Below are 19593 nucleotides of genomic sequence, written 5' to 3'. Positions count from 1 at the left end.
TAGACGTGAAAGGTAGGTAAAACAAATGAGCGCTGATCCGAACTTGAACCCCGTTAGTCCGATAAGTACCGCTTTTTTATTGCGCAGCAATGAAAACGCTGTCTTGCCATTCGGTACAAGCTTGAAGCGTTCCTTGAGGGACAGGGGACAACAAACTTCACACAGGAGCTGGAGACTATGAAGCTATCGCTGAAAAACAATCTCATCGGGTACACGTTTATAGCGCCCTTCGTTATCGGATTTTTAATTTTCACTTTATATCCTGCGATTTCATCGTTGTATTTCTCATTCACCGACTATGATTTGCTGACAACTCCGCAATGGTCGGGCGCAGATAATTTCACATCGATGTTCCAGGATAAACGTTATGTCCACTCTTTGAAAGTGACGTTAATTTATGTGTTTATTGGCGTACCTTTACGCCTTATATTCGCTTTGTTTGTAGCGATGATATTGAATACCGCTACGAAGGCGGTAGGCATCTACCGCACCGTTTATTATTTGCCGTCGATTATTGGCGGAAGCGTAGCGGTTTCCATCATGTGGCGCAACGTATTCGGCGACAACGGTATTGTCAATGGGCTGATCACAGCTTTAGGTTTCGAGCCGATCCGGTTTTTCGGCAATCCTTCCGCAGCGTTGTTTATGCTGATCTCGTTGTCGGTATGGCAGTTCGGCTCCTCGATGCTCATCTTTCTGGCAGGGTTAAAAAACATCCCAAGCGAGCTGTATGAAGCTTCCAGTGTAGATGGAGCCGGGTTTTTCCGGCGGTTTTTCAGCATTACGATTCCGATGCTGACGCCGATTATTTTGTTTAACCTCGTGATGCAGCTGATCAGCGCCTTTATGACGTTTGTTCCAGCTTACATTATTTCGAAAGGCGAAGGCGGTCCGCTGGACGGCACGCTGCTATACTCACTTTATTTGTTTAAGCAGGCGTTTGTTTACTTCGATATGGGCTTTGCTTCCGCAATGGCCTGGATCATGCTTATCATTGTCGGTTTGCTGACGGCTGTTGTATTTGCTACCTCGCGGCTTTGGGTCCATTACGAATCGGAAGGAGGCCGCTAATATGGTTTGGAAAAAAACAAAATGGCCTGTCTATCATCTATTTGTCGGTTTGCTTGCGATTGTGATGGTGTATCCGGTAATCTGGCTGCTTGTAAGCTCCTTTAAAAAAAGCAGCACGATCTTCACGACCTCTACATCGCTCATCCCGCATCCATGGGTATGGGAAAATTATAAGCTGGGCTGGAGCGGCGCATCCGATATCAGCTTTGGCCATTATATTTATAATTCGCTGGAGATCGTAATTATCTCGACGATCGGCGCCGTGTTGTCCTCGGCTTTTATTGCCTTCGGCTTTGCCAGGCTGAAGTTTGTCGGCCGCGGCGTGTGGTTTGGCATTATGATGGTTACCCTTATGCTGCCGCATGACGTTGTGCTTGTGCCGCAATACATTTTGTTTTCCAAGCTGCACTGGTTAGGTTCCATTAAGCCGATTGTTGTGCCGCAATTTTTCGGTATCCCGTTTTTCATCTTTTTGATGGTGCAATTTATCCGTTCCATTCCGCGCGAGCTGGACGAAGCGGCTACAATTGACGGGGTAGGCAAATTCGGTTTGTTTTTCCGGATTATTATTCCGCTTATCGTTCCTTCGCTGGCGACAGCCGCGATCTTCTCGTTCTACTGGCGCTGGGAAGATCTGATGGGGCCGCTGCTTTATTTGAATAAACCAAGCTCCTATACGGTATCGCTAGGTCTCAAAATGTTCCTCGACAGCGAAGGATTATCGAACTGGGGCGCTATGTTCGCGATGTCGATTGTCAGCTTGCTGCCGGTGCTTCTCGTCTTTTTCTTATTCCAGAAGTACATTGTGGAAGGGATTAGCACAAGCGGTTTGAAATAGTAATCATCAATACGTTCATGGAGGAGACGATGCAGATGCCGCAATTGCAATTTGATGAGAACGAAATTTTAAAGGTGATTGACCGGGTGGTAGACCGGACATTCCGGATGGATTTTACATGGGATTGGCCGGGGGAGTAGCTTTTTACGGTGTTTCGGAAGCTTACGAGGCAACCGGCAACAAGACCTATATGGATAAGCTGAAAGCGTGGGTGGACGAGAAGCTGGAGGACGGCTTGCCTAAGCTGTCCGTAAACGGCGTATCGGTCGGCCACTGCCTGATTACGTTATACAAAGCGACGGAAGACGAAACCTATTTGAATATCGCGATCCAAATGGCCGAATATTTGCGGCATGAAGCTGTCCGCTTCGGCGACGGCATCTTCCAGCATACGGTCAACTCTGAAGAGTACGTGTTCCCTGAGCAGGCATGGGTCGATACGATGATGATGGCCGGTTATTTCCTGGTCCGTATGGGCAAGCTTCTCGGCAACAAGGAATATATGGAAGACGGTATCCGCCAATATCACGGTCACGAGGAATGCCTGCAGGATCCGGTGACGAATCTGTATTACCACGGCTGGGACAATATCGCCAAAAATCATATGTCCGGCGTTTTTTGGGCGCGCGGCAATTCGTGGGCGGCGTTAACGATGGCGAAAGCGCTGCGGGAGGTGCATGTCGCTCACCCGGCTTATATGATTATTGAAGGTTCGCTTCGCGACCAACTGAGCACGCTGGTGCGCCTCCAGTCGGATGAAGGCTTGTGGCATACCGTATTGGATGATCCAACCTCTTATTTGGAAACTTCGGGATCTGCAGGTATTGCAACAGGATTGTTTGCATTCGGCTCGTTGTATAATAAATACATCAATAAGTCGATTACAGGAATATTAACCCAAATTACGGAAGATGGCGCTGTATTGAACGTTTCCGCAGGTACAGCCGTCATGTTTGATAAGGATGGCTACAAAAACACCGGCCACAAAAGAGTTCAAGGCTGGGGGCAAGGATTGGCGCTGGCCTTTTTGGCGGAGCTTGTGAAATCGAAAAACAGAACATTTTCCTAATAATAACAATTAATTATTAAAACCTTTGTATTGTTTATGATTTATTTGAACAATATAGAGGTTTTAATTGTGTTATACAAGTTAAATCATGGAAAACATAATACCGTTCCGGCACAGGACGGTTTTTTTAACAAAAAAAGCGGATTTTTTAATACCGTAAGCGGTTACAACACTTTATAATAAAGCATGTAAACATAACCAATCCAAGCCAGATTTGATCGAAAGGGGAGTATGACATGAAACATAAGAAAAAGATGCTTACCCTCATGGCCGCGACGGCACTTGTATTTGTCGCAGCATGCGGCGGTAACAATGGCAATAATGCCGGCAGTACTGCAAGCAGCAGTTCGAATGCAGGTGCAAGTGCAAGCGCAAGCACGGACTCGGACAGCGGCAAACCTGTGACGATCCGCCTTGCATGGTGGGGCGGCGACACACGCCACGAGTATACGAAAAAAGTGGTCGACATGTACGAAGCGCAGCATAAAAACGTAACAATCGAAGTGGAATACGCGAATTATGACGATTACTGGAAAAAAATTGCCCCGCAAGCAGCAGCAGGGGAACTCCCGGACATTATTCAGATTGATACGAGCTACTATTCGCAATACGCAGGCAAAAAACAGCTTGCTGATTTAACTCCGTTTTTCGGCAAAGAAATTGATGTATCGAATATTAGTGACAACGCGCTGAAAGCCGGCGAATACGGAAGCGGCAACTATGGCATGAACCTTGGCGTCAACTCGCTTGGTTTCCAATACGTGCCTGAAACGCTGAATAAAGCGGGCATCGACAGCATTCCGGATAACTGGACTTGGGATGACTATGTCAATATGGCGGCTAAAGCCAAACAAGCCGGCATTTACATCGACGACGGCTTCCGCCCGGAAATTTTCTTTGCCTATTACCTTCGCACAAAAGGCGCTACCTTATATAATGCCGACGGCAACGGCCTTGGTTATGATGACGACAGCCTGTTTGTCGATTATTTCGGACGCATCGCTGATGTGACGAAGTCCGGCGCTGCTCCTTCCGCTGACGTAAAAGCCCAAATTAAAGGCGTAGAGGACGGCTTTACAGTAAAAGGGCAGCAAATTGGCGTATGGCAATGGTCAAACCAATATGACGCGCTGCAAAAGGCGGTCAACAAGCCGATGGAGATTGCGCCAATGGTTGGACCGGACATGGAGAAAGGATTGTATTTGAAGCCAAGTATGTTCTTCTCGATTGCCGAAAGCTCGAAAGTGAAGTCTGAAGCGGCGAAATTCATTAACTTCTGGGTGAATGACGTGGAAGCAAACAAATTGATTTTGGGCGAACGCGGCGTGCCGGTATCATCGACTGTACAAGAAGCGATCAAACCGCTTCTGTCGCCTGCACAGCAGCAAGTATTTGATTATGTATCGTGGTCGGAGCAGCACAGCTCGCCAATGGACCCTGTAGATCCGGTTGGATCGGCAGAGATCATCGACAAGCTGAAGACGCTTAGCGAGCAGCTGGAATATAATCAAATTTCGGTAGAGGATGCAGCAAAAAGCTTTAGAGCCGATGCAACCTCCATCTTGTCCAAAAATAAATAACACTCCCCGCTTGTCTGCCGCAATTGGATATGGTAATTTATTACCAAAGGCAGGTTTAACGGGAAAGAATCCCGGTCCGGCGCAGGCATGCGCAGGGCCGGGATTTTTTTGTTAAATCCGGACAAGGGAGGCGGATCGTATCGTGTACAGCAAGGATAGTTTGCCCCATTGGGAGCCGGGGACGGTAGCAGGCGGCCGTTACCGGATTGTGCGGCTGCTTGGCAGCGGGGGAATGGGCGTTGTATATGCAGCGGAAGATATGAAGCTGGAACGCAAGCTTCGCGCTTTGAAAGCCATTAAAGCGGCGGCGGAAGACCGGCAAAGATCATCGGAAGAAGCCCAGGTGCTTATGAAGCTCAGCCATCCGAATTTACCGTCAATTGTAGATTACGCGCCGCCGGATGAGCAAGGGGTGGAATGGTTTGTGATGGATTTTGTATCCGGGCAAACCGTCCGGCAGCTGGTAGCCGATCGAGGAGCGGGCATCCGGTTTGAAGAGGCGGCTGCGATCGGCATGCAGCTTTGTTCCGCTCTTTCTTATTTGCACCGGCAATCGCCGCCAATTATTCACCGTGATTTGAAACCTTCCAATGTCATGATCGATGAACGCGGTTTGGTGAAGCTGATTGACTTTGGCATTGCCAGGCTCTACAAGCCCGGAGCGGAACAGGATACGGTTCTGCTCGGGACACCCGGATTTGCAGCGCCTGAGCAAAGCGGCGGCGGGCAGAGCGGCGAATGGACTGACGTATATGGACTTGGCGCTCTTCTATTTTATATGTTATCGGGGGGTGTCACGAACCGGGTGGCGGTTAACCGGCCTTTTGGCCCGGATGTTCCGCGCGCATTTGTCCGTGTGCTGGACCGTATGCTTGCAAAGGATCCTTATCATAGATACAGCTCTATGGAACAGGTGCTGGATGCGCTTCGCGCCTTTGTTCCCGTGTATACTGCCGATTCGATTGCGGCATCGGAACATACGGTCCGGCGGAGCGGGAAAGCTTGTACGATAGCGGTGCTGGGTTTGTCGGAAGGAGCTGGAGCGACCTTTATGGCCATTTCCATTGCGAAGCTGCTGGCGCGGCAAGGTTTGCAAGTGGCGGCGGCTGAATTTCCCGGCGTACGCCCGGAATGGCATTCGCTTCTGGATCCGCGGGGCGGTTCGATTGCTGCCAAGCGACGGCAGCCGGAGCATGCCGGCATGGCGGACGAGCGATATCGTTTGCTTCAAGGCGCCGATCGGGTGCATTGGCATATGCTGCAGCCCGCCGTTCCCCGGAACGAGCCGCCGAGACTGCATGCTTTTGAACGGGAAATCGCACGATTGCCGTCTGATGTAACGGTTGTGGATGTATCCGGCGCATGGGATCATTCGGGGCATGAAGTGGCCGGTTGGCTGCAGGAGGCATCATTGATCGTTATTGCAGCCGATCCGTTTGTGTCCCGATGGGAAGCGAGGAAGCTAAGTCTGCTGGAACGGCTTGCCGGGAGTCGTGCTCAAGCCGGACTGCGCACGTTATGGGCGGCAAACAAGGACACATCATTCCGCGGGCGCAAGGAATGGCAGCAAATGCTGCCGGACCCGATAGTTTTCCCGCAGCTGGATACGGCAGCGGTGCTTGAGGCGATATGGGCCGGCGGATGGTGTACAGACAATTCCGCTATCCGCCGGGCTGCTGACAAAGCGTTAGCTCCTTTATGGCATTTTCTGTCCAAGGAGCTTGGCGCGAAGAAGGGCAGCACCGTCAGAAGCAGAGCTGAACGGACTTAAAATTGGAGCCGGCAGCGAAACATGTACATTAGGCGCAGCTGCAGGGAACAGTCTGTCTGTCCCGAATGCGGAGCCGAACGCAAAATAGGGGTGTGCCCGTTACGGAAAAGAGCGGCGAAAGCAAGTGTTTTACCACCCCGGCTCCATGCCGGACAAATCGTCTCAGCCGGACTGCGTGAAGCAGGCCGGCTTGCTTGCTTTTCCATACAACGTTCTTTATGATGAAAATAATGCACCTATTTTGCAATACTGGAAGAGCAGGTGACAAACAAGGATGAATCAAAACATATTAGTGGTTGAAGATGAGGCGGGAATTTCCCGCATTTTACAATTGGAATTGGAACATGAAGGATATCATGTAGGCACAGCGGCGGACGGCCGGACAGGCTACGAGATGGCGGCTTCAGGCGAATGGGAGCTTGTGCTGCTGGATGTCATGCTGCCCGAGCTGAACGGAATTGAAGTGCTTAGGCGGCTGCGCCAGGCAGGCAATCCGGTGCCGGTTATTTTGCTGACGGCAAGGGATACCGTGCCGGATAAAGTTAGCGGCTTCGAGCACGGGGCCAACGATTATATTACAAAACCGTTTGCGATGGAGGAGCTGCTCGCCCGCGTCCGCAATATTTTACGTATATTCCAGCAAAACCCGCGCGAAGCGGAAGGCAATGATGTCATTAAAGTAGGCGACTTGACGATCGAGCTCCGGACGCGCAAAGTGTTCCGCAAAGATATTGTCATCGAGCTGACGCCGCGAGAATTTGAGCTGCTCGTCTACTTGGTCGAGCATAAAAACGAAGAGAAATCGCGCGAAGACATTTTGTCCGATGTGTGGGGATACGATTTTATAGGCGAAACGAATCTGGTCGACGTGTACATCCGGTATTTGCGGCAAAAGCTGGACAAAGGATACCGGCATAAGCTTATCCATACGGTGCGCGGCGTCGGTTATATGATTAAGGAGCCGGATGCATGACACTGCGTAAAAGGTTTACCCTCTTCACCATTTTTTGGTTAATCTTTATTCTTATTTTGTTTAATATATTTGTTTATTTTTATGTGATTAAAATTACGACGGACAGCGAAGAACGGGTGCTGACCAATAAAATCAATCTCATCTTGGAAAATCCGAACATCCAAAAGGGCAGCAGCCTTAGCGACCCCGATCTGCTTAAGGAATATTACAACGTCAATGAGCTGATCCGGATTGTGCTGCCGGACGGGAAAGTCGCGAATATTACCGGCTCCGATCCGGTGCTCCTGGATCTGCCCGCCCAGTTTCAATCCCAGCATAATACCGGGATGATCAGCAAAGGCGGCGAGCGGATATTAAGCATGCAGGTGCCGCTTTATGAGGGGCACGATGTCGTTGCAATGCTTGAAATCAACCGCGTGTTGAACGAGCTGGACAGCTACCTGCAAATTTTGGTTGCGGCGCTTACAGTGACGACGGTTGGCGCAATCTTGTTTGCTATATTCGGTACATACTGGTTTACTTCCAGGCTGACGGCTCCTATTCAGCAGATGGTTTCAACGATCCGCGAGATTGACCGGAGCGGCAAGCTCCGCAAAATTGAAAATACCAATTCTGAGGAATCGCCCGAGCTTCAGCAGCTTGTCCGCGCGTTTAACCAGATGGTCGACCGGCTGGATCGTACATTTGAAGGGCAAAAGCATTTTGTGGCGGATGCCTCCCATGAGCTGAAGACGCCGCTTACCGTTATCAGCAGCTACACGGCAATGCTGAAGCGCTGGGGACGCGATGATGAGAATGTGCGCAACGAAGCGATCGAAGCGATTGATAAAGAAACCTCGCGCCTGCAAAGCCTGATCAAGTCGATGCTGACGCTTGCCGAAGCGGAGCAGGAGGACTGGCTGAACCAGGAGCAATTCGACGTCGTCCAAATGCTGGACGAAACGGCCAATATGCTGCAGACCACGTTCCAGCGACCGATCCGGGTGAAGGCTTCTGCCAAAGTGGTGCGCATGTATGCGGACAAAAACAAAATCCGCCAGTTGCTCGTCATCTTGTTGGATAATGCGATCAAATACAGTAAAGAGCCGATCGATGTAACGGTGCTGCAAATTAAAAACATCGTTCAGATTGAAGTGAAAGATAAAGGGATCGGCATTCCGGAAGCGGATATTCCGAACTTGTTTGAGCGCTTTTTCCGCGTGGACGGCGCCCGAGCCCGCGCTACGGGAGGCGTTGGCCTTGGGCTGTCGATTGCAAAACGGATCGTGGATCTTCATGAAGGCAAAATTGATGTGTACAGCTTGCCGGATGTCGGCACGACGATCACCATTCAATTTAGACAAAAACGGTAGGGGGAAAGAGCTTGAAATACCGGGTTGCTGCCGTCCAATATCATTTGGAAGACATTACGTCCTTTGAGCAATTTGCCGCTCAAGTGACACATTATGTCCGCAACGCTTCCGAATACGGAACGGAATTTGTATTATTTCCTGAATTTATGACGACCCAGCTGCTGTCGATCGGGGGTGCGGATGGGCGTCCGCTGCCAATTGAGCAGCTTCCGGCGTTTACGGACGATTATACGGCGTTGTTCCAAGGCCTAGCGGCGGAATACGGCGTTTATATAATCGGAGGCACGCATGTCGTTGACGCGGGCGGAGGCAGACGGCAAAATACGGCGTTCTTGTTCCATCCGGACGGGAAAATCGACAAGCAGGCCAAAATCCACTTAACGCCAACCGAAGTAACGGAATGGAGCATGGCGCCCGGCGACGGACTGGCTGTGTTTGAAACGAAATACGGCACCATTGCAATGCTCACCTGCTACGATATTGAATTTCCGGAAATCGTCCGGATGGCGCGGGCAAAAGGCGCGGACGTCATTTTTTGCCCATCGTGCACCGATGACCGGCACGGCTTCCACCGCGTGCGCTATTGCTGCCACGCCAGGGCGGTTGAGAATCAGGTGTATATCGTGACGACCGGCACCGTCGGCGCGCTTCGCCGCGTTGATTTTATGCGGGCGAACTACGGGCAGGCTGCTGTTATTACGCCTAACGATATTCCGTTTCCACCGGGAGGGATATTGGCCGAAGGGGTTATAAACGACGATATGCTTGTTGTGGCCGACCTGGATTTGCAACTGCTGGAAGACGTCCGTTCAGCCGGTTCCGTAACGACTTGGCGGGACCGCCGAACAGATTTGTATACGGATTGGGCGTAAGGAGGCTGCAGCCATGTACAAAAAGATGATTGTTTTTCTGGACGGCAAGCCGCTTCCGGTAATCATCCGCAATTATACGAAACAGGATTATGCCGGCATGATCGCGCTCCAGCAAGAAAGCTTTCCTCCTCCTTATCCGGAGGAACTGCTGTGGAACGAAGAGCAGCTGGCGAAGCATCTCGATCATTTTCCGGCCGGCGCATTATGTGTGGAAACGGAAGGCCGGATTATCGGTTCGATGACCGGACTTATCGTCAATCTGGACGACTACGGGCATTCCCACACCTGGGAGACGATTACGGATAACGGTTATATCCGCAACCATAATCCGGAAGGAGATACGCTGTATGTCGCTGACTTATGCGTATCCCCGGCATTCCGGAAAGCCGGCATCGGCAAATGGCTGATGCAGTCGATGTACGAAACGGTTGTTTTTTTGAACCTGAAGCGGCTGCTTGGCGCAGGACGAATGCCGGGTTACCATATACATGCCGAATCGCTTACGCCAAAGCAATATTTGGAGAAAGCGGTATTGGGAGAGCTGCGAGATCCGGTCCTGACGTTCCTGCTTCGCTGCGGACGGATGCCAATCGGCGTCGCCTCCAATTACTTGGACGATGAAGAATCGCTTGGCAACGCGGCATTAATGGAATGGCGCAATCCGTTCCTGGAGCAGCCGGAAGCTTAGACGGATAATAGGAGAGAGGGGAGAGACTGACAGTTATGCTGCAATATCATCGAATTAAGTCAATTGAAGATCCTTATTTTGCTAAGCTGCACCAGCTTCTGCAAACGATCTTTCCGCCGGAAGAAGTGCTGGCGTATGAATTATGGAAGGAACCGCTGGAAGATCCGGGTATTCATGTATATGCCGCCGTTCACGGGGATGAAGTGGTAGGCTCTACGGAATACCGCTATTACCCGGATATGAAGGTGGCCATGACGGACTTCACGATCATTGGCCGGCCGTCGATGGGCATCGGGCGTTTCCTGATGGTGAACCGGGAACGGGATCTGGCAAGGCTGGCAAAAGAATCGGGCACGGAGCGGCTGGGCATGTTTGCTGAAATTTACGATCCGTACCTTGCCTCCATCCACGAGTTTGGCGGCGTAACGCCGATGAACCCGCTGGTGCGGCGGGAAGTATTGTCCCATATGGGTTACAAGCGGCTTGACTTCGGGTATGTCCATCCTTCATGGGATCATGAAGGCCAGGCGGTTGAAGGGCTTGATTTATGCTTCCTGCCGGCAGATGATGAACGCGCCTCTCTTCCCGCGCAGCTCATCGTGCAGTTTTTGACGACGTATTATTCCGCGCTTCCAAACAAACCGCAAGCTTGGCTTGAGATGATAGAGGCGCTTCGCAGCCGTGAACAGGTAGGTTTGCTTCCGCTATGACAGCTATTACGTTCCGTGGGACGGGCGATTCGATGGGCGTACCGCGTGTGTACTGCGATTGCCCGGTTTGCGAGGAGGCCCGCAGCGGGAACCGGAACCGGCGTTACCGATCGCTTGTGCAAATCGACGATGACAACGCCGGCACGATGATGATTGACTGTGGTCCGGACTGGGGAAGACAGATGGAAGCGGCAGGACTGCGGATCGTGGACCGCATATTGATCACACATGCACATTTTGACCATATCGGCGGTTTGGTGGAATGGGCGGATGCATGCCGATGGCTCGGCAAATCCGGCGAAGCGTATGCGCCGTCTGAGGTCATCAAGGAAATTGCCGACCGTTTTCCGTGGCTGCAGCGGCAAATTCATTTTCACGCGATTGATACGCCGGTGCAATTTGGCGATTGGGTAACGTCATGCTGGCGCGTGAACCATGGGAAAAACGGCTACGCTTACGCGTACCGGTTCGACAACGCGGCAACAGGCAAAGCGTGGGCCTATTGCTCGGATGCGATTGGCTTGACCGAAGAACAGCAGAAGCCGCTGTACGGGCTTGATCTGCTGGTATTGGGGACAAGTTTTTATAAGGAAGAGTTTCCGTATGATACAAGATCGGTTTATGATGTGACGGAAGCTGCCGGGCTGCTGCGGATTTGGCAGCCGAAGCGCACGGTTTTTACACATATGTCGCATGATATTGACCTGCGGCGCGAATATGAGCTGCCTGAGCATTCGGCTTTTGCCGAAACCGGGATGCAGCTGTTTATTTAAACCGGGAGCCATGCCGCCTTGACAGCGGGCATGGCTTTCTTTTATGATTAAGGCAGATTTTGTTTGTTTTGGAAAGGGGACAAATTTTTATGATTACGGGTGTTCTTAACTCCTAATTGGATATGCCGGACATTAGCTTTGCGGCTTTGGATCAGCTTGCTCCTGTTTTGTTCAAGCAGCAGCTTGATTTGATGCGCCTGTCTAATGGTCTGGGTCCTTGAGTTAAGAACATGTGGACTCCCCGCCTGAACAACTATGGCAGCGGAACAGTACACCGTGCTCTTGCAGCACGGTTTTTTTGCGTTTATGGACCAGTGTCCGCCATTTCCCCGGGAATGGCACAGACATCTGGGCCGTTGCGCGAAACGGACTGACTCTGCCGCCTCGAAACAGGAATGGAGCGCATATGCGTTCTGTTCCTGTTTTTTTATTTGACGGCTTTTTAAGCCAAACGCATCGCATATGAAATGAAAGCGAGGGTTATCGCATGAATGGAATGGAATCGGCATTTAAGCAATTGGAATTTAACCGGGTGATGGAGAAACTGCTGGAGTACACCGTGTCGCCGGCCGGCAGGGATCTGGCTGAACGTCATCAGCCAAGCGACGAGCTGAAGCGGGTGCGGATCTGGCAGCAGGAAACTAAGGAAGCGGCGGCATTGCTCGCCGCAGGCGCCAGCATACCGCTATCCGCAATGGAAGGGATCGACTCGTTTATGGCGCTGCTCGGCAAAGGGCGTATTTATGCGGAAACGGAATTGGAGCAGCTGGCGGTCTGGCTGTCATCGGTCGCGCAGATGAAGAAATATATGGACAGCAAACGGTTAACGGCGCCTACGATCGCATCCTACGCGGATTCCATGGTGGAATGCCGTGATTTGAAGGAGGAGCTGGTGCGCTGCATCCGGTATGGACGGCTGACAGATGGTGCCAGTCCTTATTTGGCCGATATCCGCAGACATATTTATGCAGCGGAGCAGCGGATTGAGAAGAAGATGGAGCAGACGCTGACGAAATATCGAACGGCGCTGCAGGAGCAGCTGGTGAGCAAGCGCCGGGGGCGGCTTGTCATCCCGGTGAAGCGGGAGCTGCGCAAGCAAGTTCCGGGCACTGTATGGGATGAATCGTCCAGCGGGCAAACGTTATTCGTGGAGCCGGCTGATGTTGCCGAGCTGCAGAACGCGCTGCAGCAGCTGCTGGCGGACGAGGAGCGGGAGCGTACGGTCATCCTGTCGGAGCTGTCGGGACTGGCTGAAAGTTACGCGCCGCAGCTGCACTGCAATTTGGAAGCGATGGCTTCTTTTGATTTCATCATGGCAAGAGGAAAGCTGGGGCGTTCTTATGGCGGCATCAGCCCGTTATTATCCGCGCAGCCGGAAATCCGGATTGTTGGCGGCCGCCATCCGCTGCTGCGGCAAGAAGCCGTTCCGCTCCATGTCGAGCTTGGCACCGGCTGGAACCAGCTTATTATTACCGGACCAAATACCGGCGGCAAAACGGTAGCGCTCAAAACGATTGGTCTGCTGGTGCTGATGGCCCAAGCCGGGCTGCTTGTTCCTGCGGAGGAAGGGACGGAGCTGGGGCTATTCCGCCATGTGATGGCGGATGTCGGCGACGGGCAAAGCCTGGAGCAGTCGCTCAGTACGTTCTCGTCCCATCTTGCCGCCATAAAGGCGATGCTGGAAAACGCCGGGCCGCGCTCGCTGTTTTTGCTGGATGAGCTGGCCGCCGGCACCGATCCGTCCGAAGGGATCGCTTTATCGGTTGCCTTGCTCGAAGAGCTGCTGGCAAGCGGCTCACTGACCGCGGCTTCCACGCATTTTAATGAAATTAAAGCGTATGCTTCCCGCACGCCAGGCTGCCAAAATGCTCGAATGGCATTTGACCCGGAGACGCTGCAGCCGTTATACCGGCTGGAAGTCGGAGCGGCAGGCGAAAGCCATGCTTTCGTTATTGCCCGGCGGGTCGGGCTGCCAGCCGGCTTGATGAACCGGGCGGAGCAGCTGCTTGCCGCAGCCGTTAAGCCGGGCACAGCGGCCGGAACGGCGGAGAAGGACGCAGCGGGCAAGTTTGGCGCAGCGGCAGAGTGCCCGGGAGCGGGCGAAGGCGTCGAGCAGCCGGATGCAAAAGCGGAAGGAGCGGCGGCATCAGCCGCTAATGGGGCAGAAGCGGCGCCGCACGCCGGGTCGGCGGGATGGCGTAAGCTTTCAGCTGCGGAAAGATCGGAGCGCGGAAGCAAAGCGGCTCCTTCACCGAGGGGGAAGCCGCCGGAATTTGCGAAAGGGGACGCCGTGTGGATTTATCCGCTGAACCGGGCGGGAATCGTTTACCGGCCGGCGGATGAACGCGGGAATGTGATGGTTCAGGTCGAAGGGAGAAAGCTGCATTTTAACCGGAAACGGCTGAAGCCTTATATTGCCAAAGAGAAGCTTTATCCCGGCGCCGATTACGATATGGATATTGTGTTCGACTCGAAAGAAAACCGGAAGGCGCGGAAGCTAATGTCCCGCAAGCATGTCGAAGGGCTGTCCATCATAAGCCCGCCGGAGCCTTAAGCCAGGTTCAGCGGCGAGCCGGGCTGCGCAATGCAGGCTGCATCATTAAGGGCAAGCAGCGAGTGTACGCTGCTTGCCCTTAATCGTTGCTTTGAATAACAAGCAGCATGCCTTCCGAGACTTGAATCGTGCCGGTTTCCTCGGCAAGTACATTGCTTATGCCAAGCGACTGGCCAATGTTTAGTACAGCATTATGCAGCGGGTATTGAAAACCGGTTAGCGTAATGCCGGTGACGCGCATGGTCAGCGGAAGCAGCGAGATTTGCCGGTAGCCGCTGCGGCTCAACGTTAGCCGGCTGTCCGTCAGCGAAATATGATTGTGCCTGTCAATAATGGCGGCCGGTGTGCCTTGCTGCAGAGCGGCTGCCAGCAAATGCATATTGGCAAGCGTATGGTCAAGCCGGGTTCCCGTTGCGCCAAGGAGCACGATTTCCCCCGGATTTAACGACAGCGCATGGCGGAATGCCAGCTCAGTATCGGTATAGTTTTTATCAATCGGATCGCAGTCTTCGACTTTCCTGCTGCTGTTCCGTATAAGAGCGAGCTGGCCGGCGGTCACCGAGTCAAAATCGCCAAGCGCAATATCCGGCCGGAAGCCGTGCTCCGCCAAAAAAAGCGCTCCTTTGTCCGCGCCGATCAAATAGCTGCAGTTCTCGATATAGGGTAGCGCCCAGCGGCCCAATTCGCCGCCGGAGCAAATCACAATACGTTTATGCATGAAATGGTTCTCCTTTTATTCCTGCTTTAGCGCAGTTTGCAGATAATGTCAGTATATAGCGAACGGAACTGCAAATACAGTTAATCGAACCCATAACTTCCGAAAAAATTGTCTTTTCATATCGTATAGGCGCAGATACAATGGAAAGGACATAACCGGGAGCGAACCGGGAAGAAACGGGAGGAGAAAGGGTGGACGTCGATATTTTTGCCGTATTCAGCATCATCGGCACGATTGCGTTTGCGGTGAGCGGCGCGATTGTAGCGATGGAAGAGGAATACGACATTTTGGGCGTGTTTGTGCTTGGTTTGGTGACTGCGTTTGGCGGAGGTGTGGTGCGGAATATATTGATCGGCATCCCGGTCACGTCACTTTGGAGCCAGGGACATTTGTTTATCATAGCCATGTGTGCCATGACAATCGCTTTTGTATTGCCTTCAACCTGGATTCAGCATTGGAAAAAAAGCGAAGCTTTTTTCGACGCGATTGGCTTAGCGGCGTTTGCGATCCAGGGCGCTCTGTACGCAACGGGAATGAATCATCCGTTAAGCGCCGTGCTGGTAGCTGCCATGCTGACAGGCATTGGCGGCGGACTGATCCGCGATGTGCTCGCAGGACGCAAGCCGCTTGTGCTGCGCGATGAAATTTACGCCGTGTGGGCGATGCTGGCCGGATTTGCGATATGGCTCGGCTGGTTTCACTCGACGCTTGATTTATTGTTCCTCTTTGTTGTGATTACATTTTTGCGGATGTTGTCCGTTTATTTCAAATGGAAGCTTCCGCGGCGTTCTCTCAAAACCGGCGCATGGACGCCTGAACTGCCGCCGTTTTGGCACAAAACGAAAAGAAATAAAGGAGACACCTTATGAAAGCTCGCGTATTGTTTGTTTGTCTTGGCAATATATGCCGTTCTCCGATGGCGGAAGCGGTATTTCGCCATGAAGTGCAAAAAGCCGGCCTGGAGCGGGTAATTGAAATCGACTCCGCAGGAACAGGCGACTGGCATATCGGCAAGCCACCGCACGAAGGGACACGCAAGCTGCTGGATCGTCTTGGTATTTCCTATGCGGGAATGCGTGCGCGGCAATTTAAAGCGGACGATTATGAGATATTTGATTATGTCGTCTGCATGGATTCCAAAAACGAACGTGACGTAAAAGAAACGGCCGGCATCCAGACGGATGATGCGAAAGTGTTTAAATTTATGGACCTGCTGCCGGAGAAAGGCGTCTCGGACGTTCCCGACCCGTATTACACCGGCAATTTTGACGAAGTATACGCACTCGTGCAAGAAGGCTGCGAGGCGCTTCTTGCTCGAGTGAAAGCCGACCTGAAGCTCTAGACGGCGAATAAGCAGGGAAGCTATGCGCCAATACGGTGGTTTCAAATGTAAAAAAACCTTCACGGCCGCTGCTCTAAACGGTTTGTGAAGGTTTTTTCGTGTTGTTTTATCTGGACTTGCTGCCCGTCAGCCCCGCGGCAAAAAATACAGAAGCGCGGCGGGCAGTTCTTTTTGCCAGAAGCCCCATTGATGCTGACCGTCTTTTTCCTCATAGTAGACATCGGCGCCATATCCTTCGAGCAGCTTGCGTGCGCTCCGGTTCAGCTCGACAAAGTTGTAAACGCCGCGGTCCGTCGTCTCGTAAGCCGTCTCCTGCAGGCCAACGATCATGTAAATGCGAAGCCAGGTCAAATCGCGCGGAATTTCCATGATTTCGAGCGACCGTTCAAAGTAAGCGCCGGAAAGCGACAGCACGCGTGTAAACAGCTCGGGATAAGCAAGCGCAATATGGAACGACACCGTTGCGCCCAGCGAGTCGCCGGCGAGCAAGCGGTATTCGGGATCGCGCCTTACCGGGTATTTATTTTCGATGAAAGGGACAAGCTCCTCGCCAAAAAACGTGACGTAATCGTCATGCCTGTCGCCGTCCGGGGCATATTCCGCCGTTCTTACTTTTTTGTTCACTTCGATCCCTACAATAATAAACGGTTCAACGCCTTCATCTAAAATAAGCTGGTTGGCGGTCGTTGCGATCCGTCCGAAGTTGAAAAAGTCTTCGCCGTCCTGGCAATACACAACCGGATAGCTTAACAATTCATTATAGCCCGGCGGCAAATAAATGCGCAGCGCGCGTTCGCCTTCCGGCAAGTAACGGCTTGTGATGGTTTCTTTTAGAATCGTCCTTTTTAAATATCTTTCATCCGTCATCGTTTTCCCTCCGCCCATTGAATGGATTGCTCTTGATGTGGGTAAACAATAGAAAGGCTTAATGCGCATAAAATCGCATGTCAAAACTGTGAAAGCGTTCTATTGTACCATTCTGTTATACTGTTTTGAATATCCTGTTACATATACAATTCGAGGTTGTTATAGCCTAAAATAGCGAAAAAACGGCGGTTTTTTTGTTTTTTGCTTTGACCATTTTCGGTAAACAGGTTTATAATAATTCTATAACAGAGGAATCTAATATTCAAATAATATCGATCGAGGTGAATGTTCACAATGAGCAAACAGCCACATGTAGTTCATGCGGATCCGGTTACTCCGCTTTCCGTATTGTCTCTCGATGGTGATGTTGTTAATCCGGATTTTTTGCCGGCACTATCTGATGAACAATTAAAAGAAATTATGTACCGTATGGTATTTACCCGCGCTTGGGATGACCGCGCAGTTAATCTGGGCCGCCAAGGCCGCCTGGGCTTCTATGCGCCGGTATCCGGTCAAGAAGCTTCCATGGTGGGCAGCGAATACGCCCTGAATAAAGACGATTATGTATGCCCTGGCTATCGTGATATTCCGCAGCTGGTATGGCATGGTCTTCCGCTTTATCAAGCATTCCTGTATTCCCGCGGCCATCAGCATGGCGGCCAAGTCCCGGCTGATGTCAACGTTCTGATGCCTCAGATCATTATCGGCGCGCAAGTGCTGCATGCAACAGGCATCGCAATGGCGTTCAAGAAACGGGGAGAGAAACGTGTTGCCATTACGTATACAGGCGACGGCGGTTCCTCCGAAGGCGACTTCTACGAAGCGCTTAACTTCGCAGGCGCGTTTAAGCTTCCGGTTATTTTCGCCGTACAAAACAACGGCTATGCAATTACGACGCCGTTCAAGAAGCAAACCGGCGCGCAATCGATCGCGCACAAAGCGGTTGCTGCCGGCATTCAAGGCGTACAGGTCGACGGCATGGACGTACTTGCTGTTATCAAAGCGGTATCCGATGCTGCCGAACGCGCACGCAACGGCGAAGGCGCTACGCTGATCGAGATTTTGACATACCGTTTCCGTCCGCACTCCATGTCCGACGATGCAACGAAATACCGGACGAAAGACGAAGAAGCGGAATGGGCACTGAAGGATCCTCTTATTCGTTTCGGCAAATATTTGGAGAAAAAAGGCCTTTGGACGGAAGAAGATACGGACCGCGTGAAGGAAGAAGCGAAAGCAACAGTCAACGAGCATATCAAAAAAGCGGAAGCGACTGAAAAAATGACGGTTCCTGGTTTGATCGACTCGATGTTTGAAACGACACCGGCGTATCTGGAAGAGCAGAAGGCTGATTTTCAATAATTATTCGTGACGGTAAGGGAGGATAAAGCGATCATGGCACAAATGAATATGTTGGAAGCAATCCGCGACGCAATGCGCGTGGAATTGAAACGAGATCCGAACGTGCTTATCTTCGGTGAGGACGTTGGTAAAGTTGGCGGTGTATTCCGCGTAACGGAAGGACTGCAGGAAGAATTCGGCGAAGAGCGCGTATTTGATACGCCGCTTGCAGAATCGGCAATCGCAGGTCTTGCGGTTGGTATGGGTACGCAAGGATTCCGCCCGATTGCGGAAATCCAGTTCGTAGGTTTTATTTATGAAGCGCTCGACCAAATGTTTGTACAAGCAGCGCGCATGCGTTACCGTTCCGGCGGCCGCTACAATGCGCCGATCGTATTCCGTACGCCTTTTGGCGGCGGCGTAAAAGCAGCCGAGCTGCATACAGACTCGCTGGAAGGCCTTGCTTTGCAAACGCCGGGCATGAAAGTTATCGTGCCTTCGAATCCGTATGATGCTAAAGGCTTGATGATTTCCGCGATTCGCGACAACGATCCGGTCTTTTTCATGGAGCATTTGAACTTGTACCGTAAATTTAAAGCGGAAGTTCCGGAAGGCGAATACACGATCGAAATCGGCAAAGCTAACGTTGTCCGCGAAGGCAGCGACGTAACGATCATCGCTTACGGCATGATGGTTCATACTGCGGTTGCGGCTGCGGAAGAGCTTGAAAAATCCGGCATCAAAGCGGAAGTTATCGACCTTCGCACTTTGCTGCCGCTTGATATCGACACCATCGTGGAGTCGATCAAGAAAACAAACCGTGCTATTGTTGTGCAAGAAGCGCAAAAAACATCCGGCGTAGCTGCCGAGGTCATTGCGCAAATCAATGAAAAAGCGATTTTGCATCTTGAAGCGCCCGTGCTTCGCGTTGCCGGCCCGGATACGGTTTATCCGTTTGCGCTGATCGAAGATACATGGCTTCCAACTCCTGCTCGCGTAGCGGCAGCTGTCCATAAAGTTCTCGAGTTTTAATCGGAACGCAATTTTTTAAAAGAATGTACTAGTTCGGTACAG

General features: G+C 51.8%; 17 protein-coding genes and 1 pseudogene. 16 read left to right on the top strand and 2 right to left on the bottom strand.

Annotation, left to right across the window (positions count from 1 at the left end; genetic code table 11):
* Positions 1-177: 177 nt before the first annotated feature.
* From ET464_RS06170 to ET464_RS06115, 12 genes and pseudogenes are all read left to right on the top strand, one after another.
* On the top strand, positions 178-1071 hold the full coding sequence (locus ET464_RS06170) for a carbohydrate ABC transporter permease (RefSeq protein WP_129439210.1): 894 nt from the start codon (positions 178-180) through the stop codon (positions 1069-1071).
* A gap of 1 nt (position 1072) precedes the next feature.
* Positions 1073-1909 (top strand): carbohydrate ABC transporter permease, encoded by an 837-nt coding sequence (locus ET464_RS06165; RefSeq protein WP_129439208.1) that lies wholly within the window; start codon positions 1073-1075, stop codon positions 1907-1909.
* A gap of 35 nt (positions 1910-1944) precedes the next feature.
* Positions 1945-2978 (top strand): annotated as a pseudogene (locus ET464_RS06160) (glycoside hydrolase family 88/105 protein).
* Between the two features lie 236 nt (positions 2979-3214).
* Positions 3215-4558 carry an ABC transporter substrate-binding protein gene (locus ET464_RS06155; RefSeq protein ID WP_244226695.1) on the top strand — a complete coding sequence of 448 codons (1344 nt, stop codon included), beginning with the start codon at positions 3215-3217 and terminating at the stop codon, positions 4556-4558.
* Positions 4559-4700: 142 nt separating this feature from the next.
* Positions 4701-6329 carry a serine/threonine-protein kinase gene (locus ET464_RS06150; protein ID WP_129439206.1) on the top strand — a complete coding sequence of 543 codons (1629 nt, stop codon included), beginning with the start codon at positions 4701-4703 and terminating at the stop codon, positions 6327-6329.
* Between the two features lie 274 nt (positions 6330-6603).
* Entirely contained in the window at positions 6604-7302 is a 699-nt protein-coding gene (locus ET464_RS06145) for a response regulator transcription factor (protein ID WP_129439204.1), read from the top strand.
* A complete protein-coding gene (locus ET464_RS06140; RefSeq protein WP_129439202.1) occupies positions 7299-8654 on the top strand; it encodes a HAMP domain-containing sensor histidine kinase in 1356 nt (451 codons plus the stop codon). The genes ET464_RS06145 and ET464_RS06140 overlap by 4 nt, the downstream gene beginning before the upstream one ends.
* Before the next feature lie 11 nt (positions 8655-8665).
* Positions 8666-9526 carry a carbon-nitrogen hydrolase family protein gene (locus tag ET464_RS06135; protein WP_129439200.1) on the top strand — a complete coding sequence of 287 codons (861 nt, stop codon included), beginning with the start codon at positions 8666-8668 and terminating at the stop codon, positions 9524-9526.
* A 13-nt stretch (positions 9527-9539) separates the two neighbouring features.
* The gene (locus ET464_RS06130; protein ID WP_129439198.1) at positions 9540-10214 is read left to right on the top strand and encodes a GNAT family N-acetyltransferase; all 675 of its coding nucleotides are present in this window, start codon (positions 9540-9542) and stop codon (positions 10212-10214) included.
* Between the two features lie 38 nt (positions 10215-10252).
* Positions 10253-10924 (top strand): GNAT family N-acetyltransferase, encoded by a 672-nt coding sequence (locus tag ET464_RS06125; RefSeq protein WP_129444138.1) that lies wholly within the window; start codon positions 10253-10255, stop codon positions 10922-10924.
* Positions 10921-11697, top strand: a complete 777-nt coding sequence (locus ET464_RS06120) for an MBL fold metallo-hydrolase (protein WP_129439195.1) — start codon at positions 10921-10923, stop codon at positions 11695-11697. Before ET464_RS06125 ends, ET464_RS06120 begins: the two co-directional genes overlap by 4 nt.
* Positions 11698-12184: 487 nt before the next feature.
* Entirely contained in the window at positions 12185-14251 is a 2067-nt protein-coding gene (locus ET464_RS06115) for an endonuclease MutS2 (protein ID WP_129439193.1), read from the top strand.
* A gap of 79 nt (positions 14252-14330) precedes the next feature.
* On the opposite strand, the gene ET464_RS06110 is transcribed toward ET464_RS06115, so the two are convergent.
* Entirely contained in the window at positions 14331-14969 is a 639-nt protein-coding gene (locus ET464_RS06110; protein WP_129439190.1) for a thiamine diphosphokinase, read from the bottom strand.
* A gap of 191 nt (positions 14970-15160) precedes the next feature.
* Between ET464_RS06110 and ET464_RS06105 the strand changes: the two genes are divergently transcribed.
* Entirely contained in the window at positions 15161-15838 is a 678-nt protein-coding gene (locus ET464_RS06105) for a trimeric intracellular cation channel family protein (protein ID WP_129439188.1), read from the top strand.
* Positions 15835-16311, top strand: coding sequence for a low molecular weight protein-tyrosine-phosphatase (locus tag ET464_RS06100; RefSeq protein WP_129439186.1), 477 nt, complete (start codon positions 15835-15837; stop codon positions 16309-16311). Before ET464_RS06105 ends, ET464_RS06100 begins: the two co-directional genes overlap by 4 nt.
* 126 nt (positions 16312-16437) lie before the next feature.
* On the opposite strand, the gene ET464_RS06095 is transcribed toward ET464_RS06100, so the two are convergent.
* Positions 16438-17178 (bottom strand): alpha/beta hydrolase, encoded by a 741-nt coding sequence (locus ET464_RS06095; RefSeq protein ID WP_129439184.1) that lies wholly within the window; start codon positions 17176-17178, stop codon positions 16438-16440.
* 294 nt (positions 17179-17472) lie between these two features.
* On the opposite strand from ET464_RS06095, the gene pdhA reads away from it, so the two are divergent.
* Both pdhA and ET464_RS06085 read left to right on the top strand, forming a co-directional pair.
* Complete coding sequence (pdhA, locus tag ET464_RS06090) at positions 17473-18540, top strand: pyruvate dehydrogenase (acetyl-transferring) E1 component subunit alpha (protein WP_129439182.1); 1068 nt, start codon at positions 17473-17475, stop codon at positions 18538-18540.
* 33 nt (positions 18541-18573) lie between these two features.
* Complete coding sequence (locus ET464_RS06085) at positions 18574-19551, top strand: alpha-ketoacid dehydrogenase subunit beta (RefSeq protein ID WP_129439180.1); 978 nt, start codon at positions 18574-18576, stop codon at positions 19549-19551.
* Positions 19552-19593 lie beyond the last annotated feature (42 nt).

Origin of the sequence: Paenibacillus protaetiae (assembly GCF_004135365.1) — a bacterium.
Classification (GTDB): Bacteria; Bacillota; Bacilli; order Paenibacillales; family Paenibacillaceae; genus Paenibacillus_AP; species Paenibacillus_AP protaetiae.
Note: the sequence above shows the minus strand (reverse complement) of the source record. Positions and strands in the feature narration are given on the sequence as shown.

Coding starts and splice junctions, on each gene's coding strand:
- ET464_RS06170 (WP_129439210.1), top strand. CDS start 178: ATGAAGCTATCGCTGAAAAACAATCTCATCGGGTACACGTTTATAGCG.
- ET464_RS06165 (WP_129439208.1), top strand. CDS start 1,073: ATGGTTTGGAAAAAAACAAAATGGCCTGTCTATCATCTATTTGTCGGT.
- ET464_RS06155 (WP_244226695.1), top strand. CDS start 3,215: ATGAAACATAAGAAAAAGATGCTTACCCTCATGGCCGCGACGGCACTT.
- ET464_RS06145 (WP_129439204.1), top strand. CDS start 6,604: ATGAATCAAAACATATTAGTGGTTGAAGATGAGGCGGGAATTTCCCGC.
- ET464_RS06140 (WP_129439202.1), top strand. CDS start 7,299: ATGACACTGCGTAAAAGGTTTACCCTCTTCACCATTTTTTGGTTAATC.
- ET464_RS06130 (WP_129439198.1), top strand. CDS start 9,540: ATGTACAAAAAGATGATTGTTTTTCTGGACGGCAAGCCGCTTCCGGTA.
- ET464_RS06120 (WP_129439195.1), top strand. CDS start 10,921: ATGACAGCTATTACGTTCCGTGGGACGGGCGATTCGATGGGCGTACCG.
- ET464_RS06115 (WP_129439193.1), top strand. CDS start 12,185: ATGAATGGAATGGAATCGGCATTTAAGCAATTGGAATTTAACCGGGTG.
- ET464_RS06110 (WP_129439190.1), bottom strand. CDS start 14,969: ATGCATAAACGTATTGTGATTTGCTCCGGCGGCGAATTGGGCCGCTGG.
- ET464_RS06100 (WP_129439186.1), top strand. CDS start 15,835: ATGAAAGCTCGCGTATTGTTTGTTTGTCTTGGCAATATATGCCGTTCT.
- ET464_RS06095 (WP_129439184.1), bottom strand. CDS start 17,178: ATGACGGATGAAAGATATTTAAAAAGGACGATTCTAAAAGAAACCATC.
- pdhA (WP_129439182.1), top strand. CDS start 17,473: ATGAGCAAACAGCCACATGTAGTTCATGCGGATCCGGTTACTCCGCTT.
- ET464_RS06085 (WP_129439180.1), top strand. CDS start 18,574: ATGGCACAAATGAATATGTTGGAAGCAATCCGCGACGCAATGCGCGTG.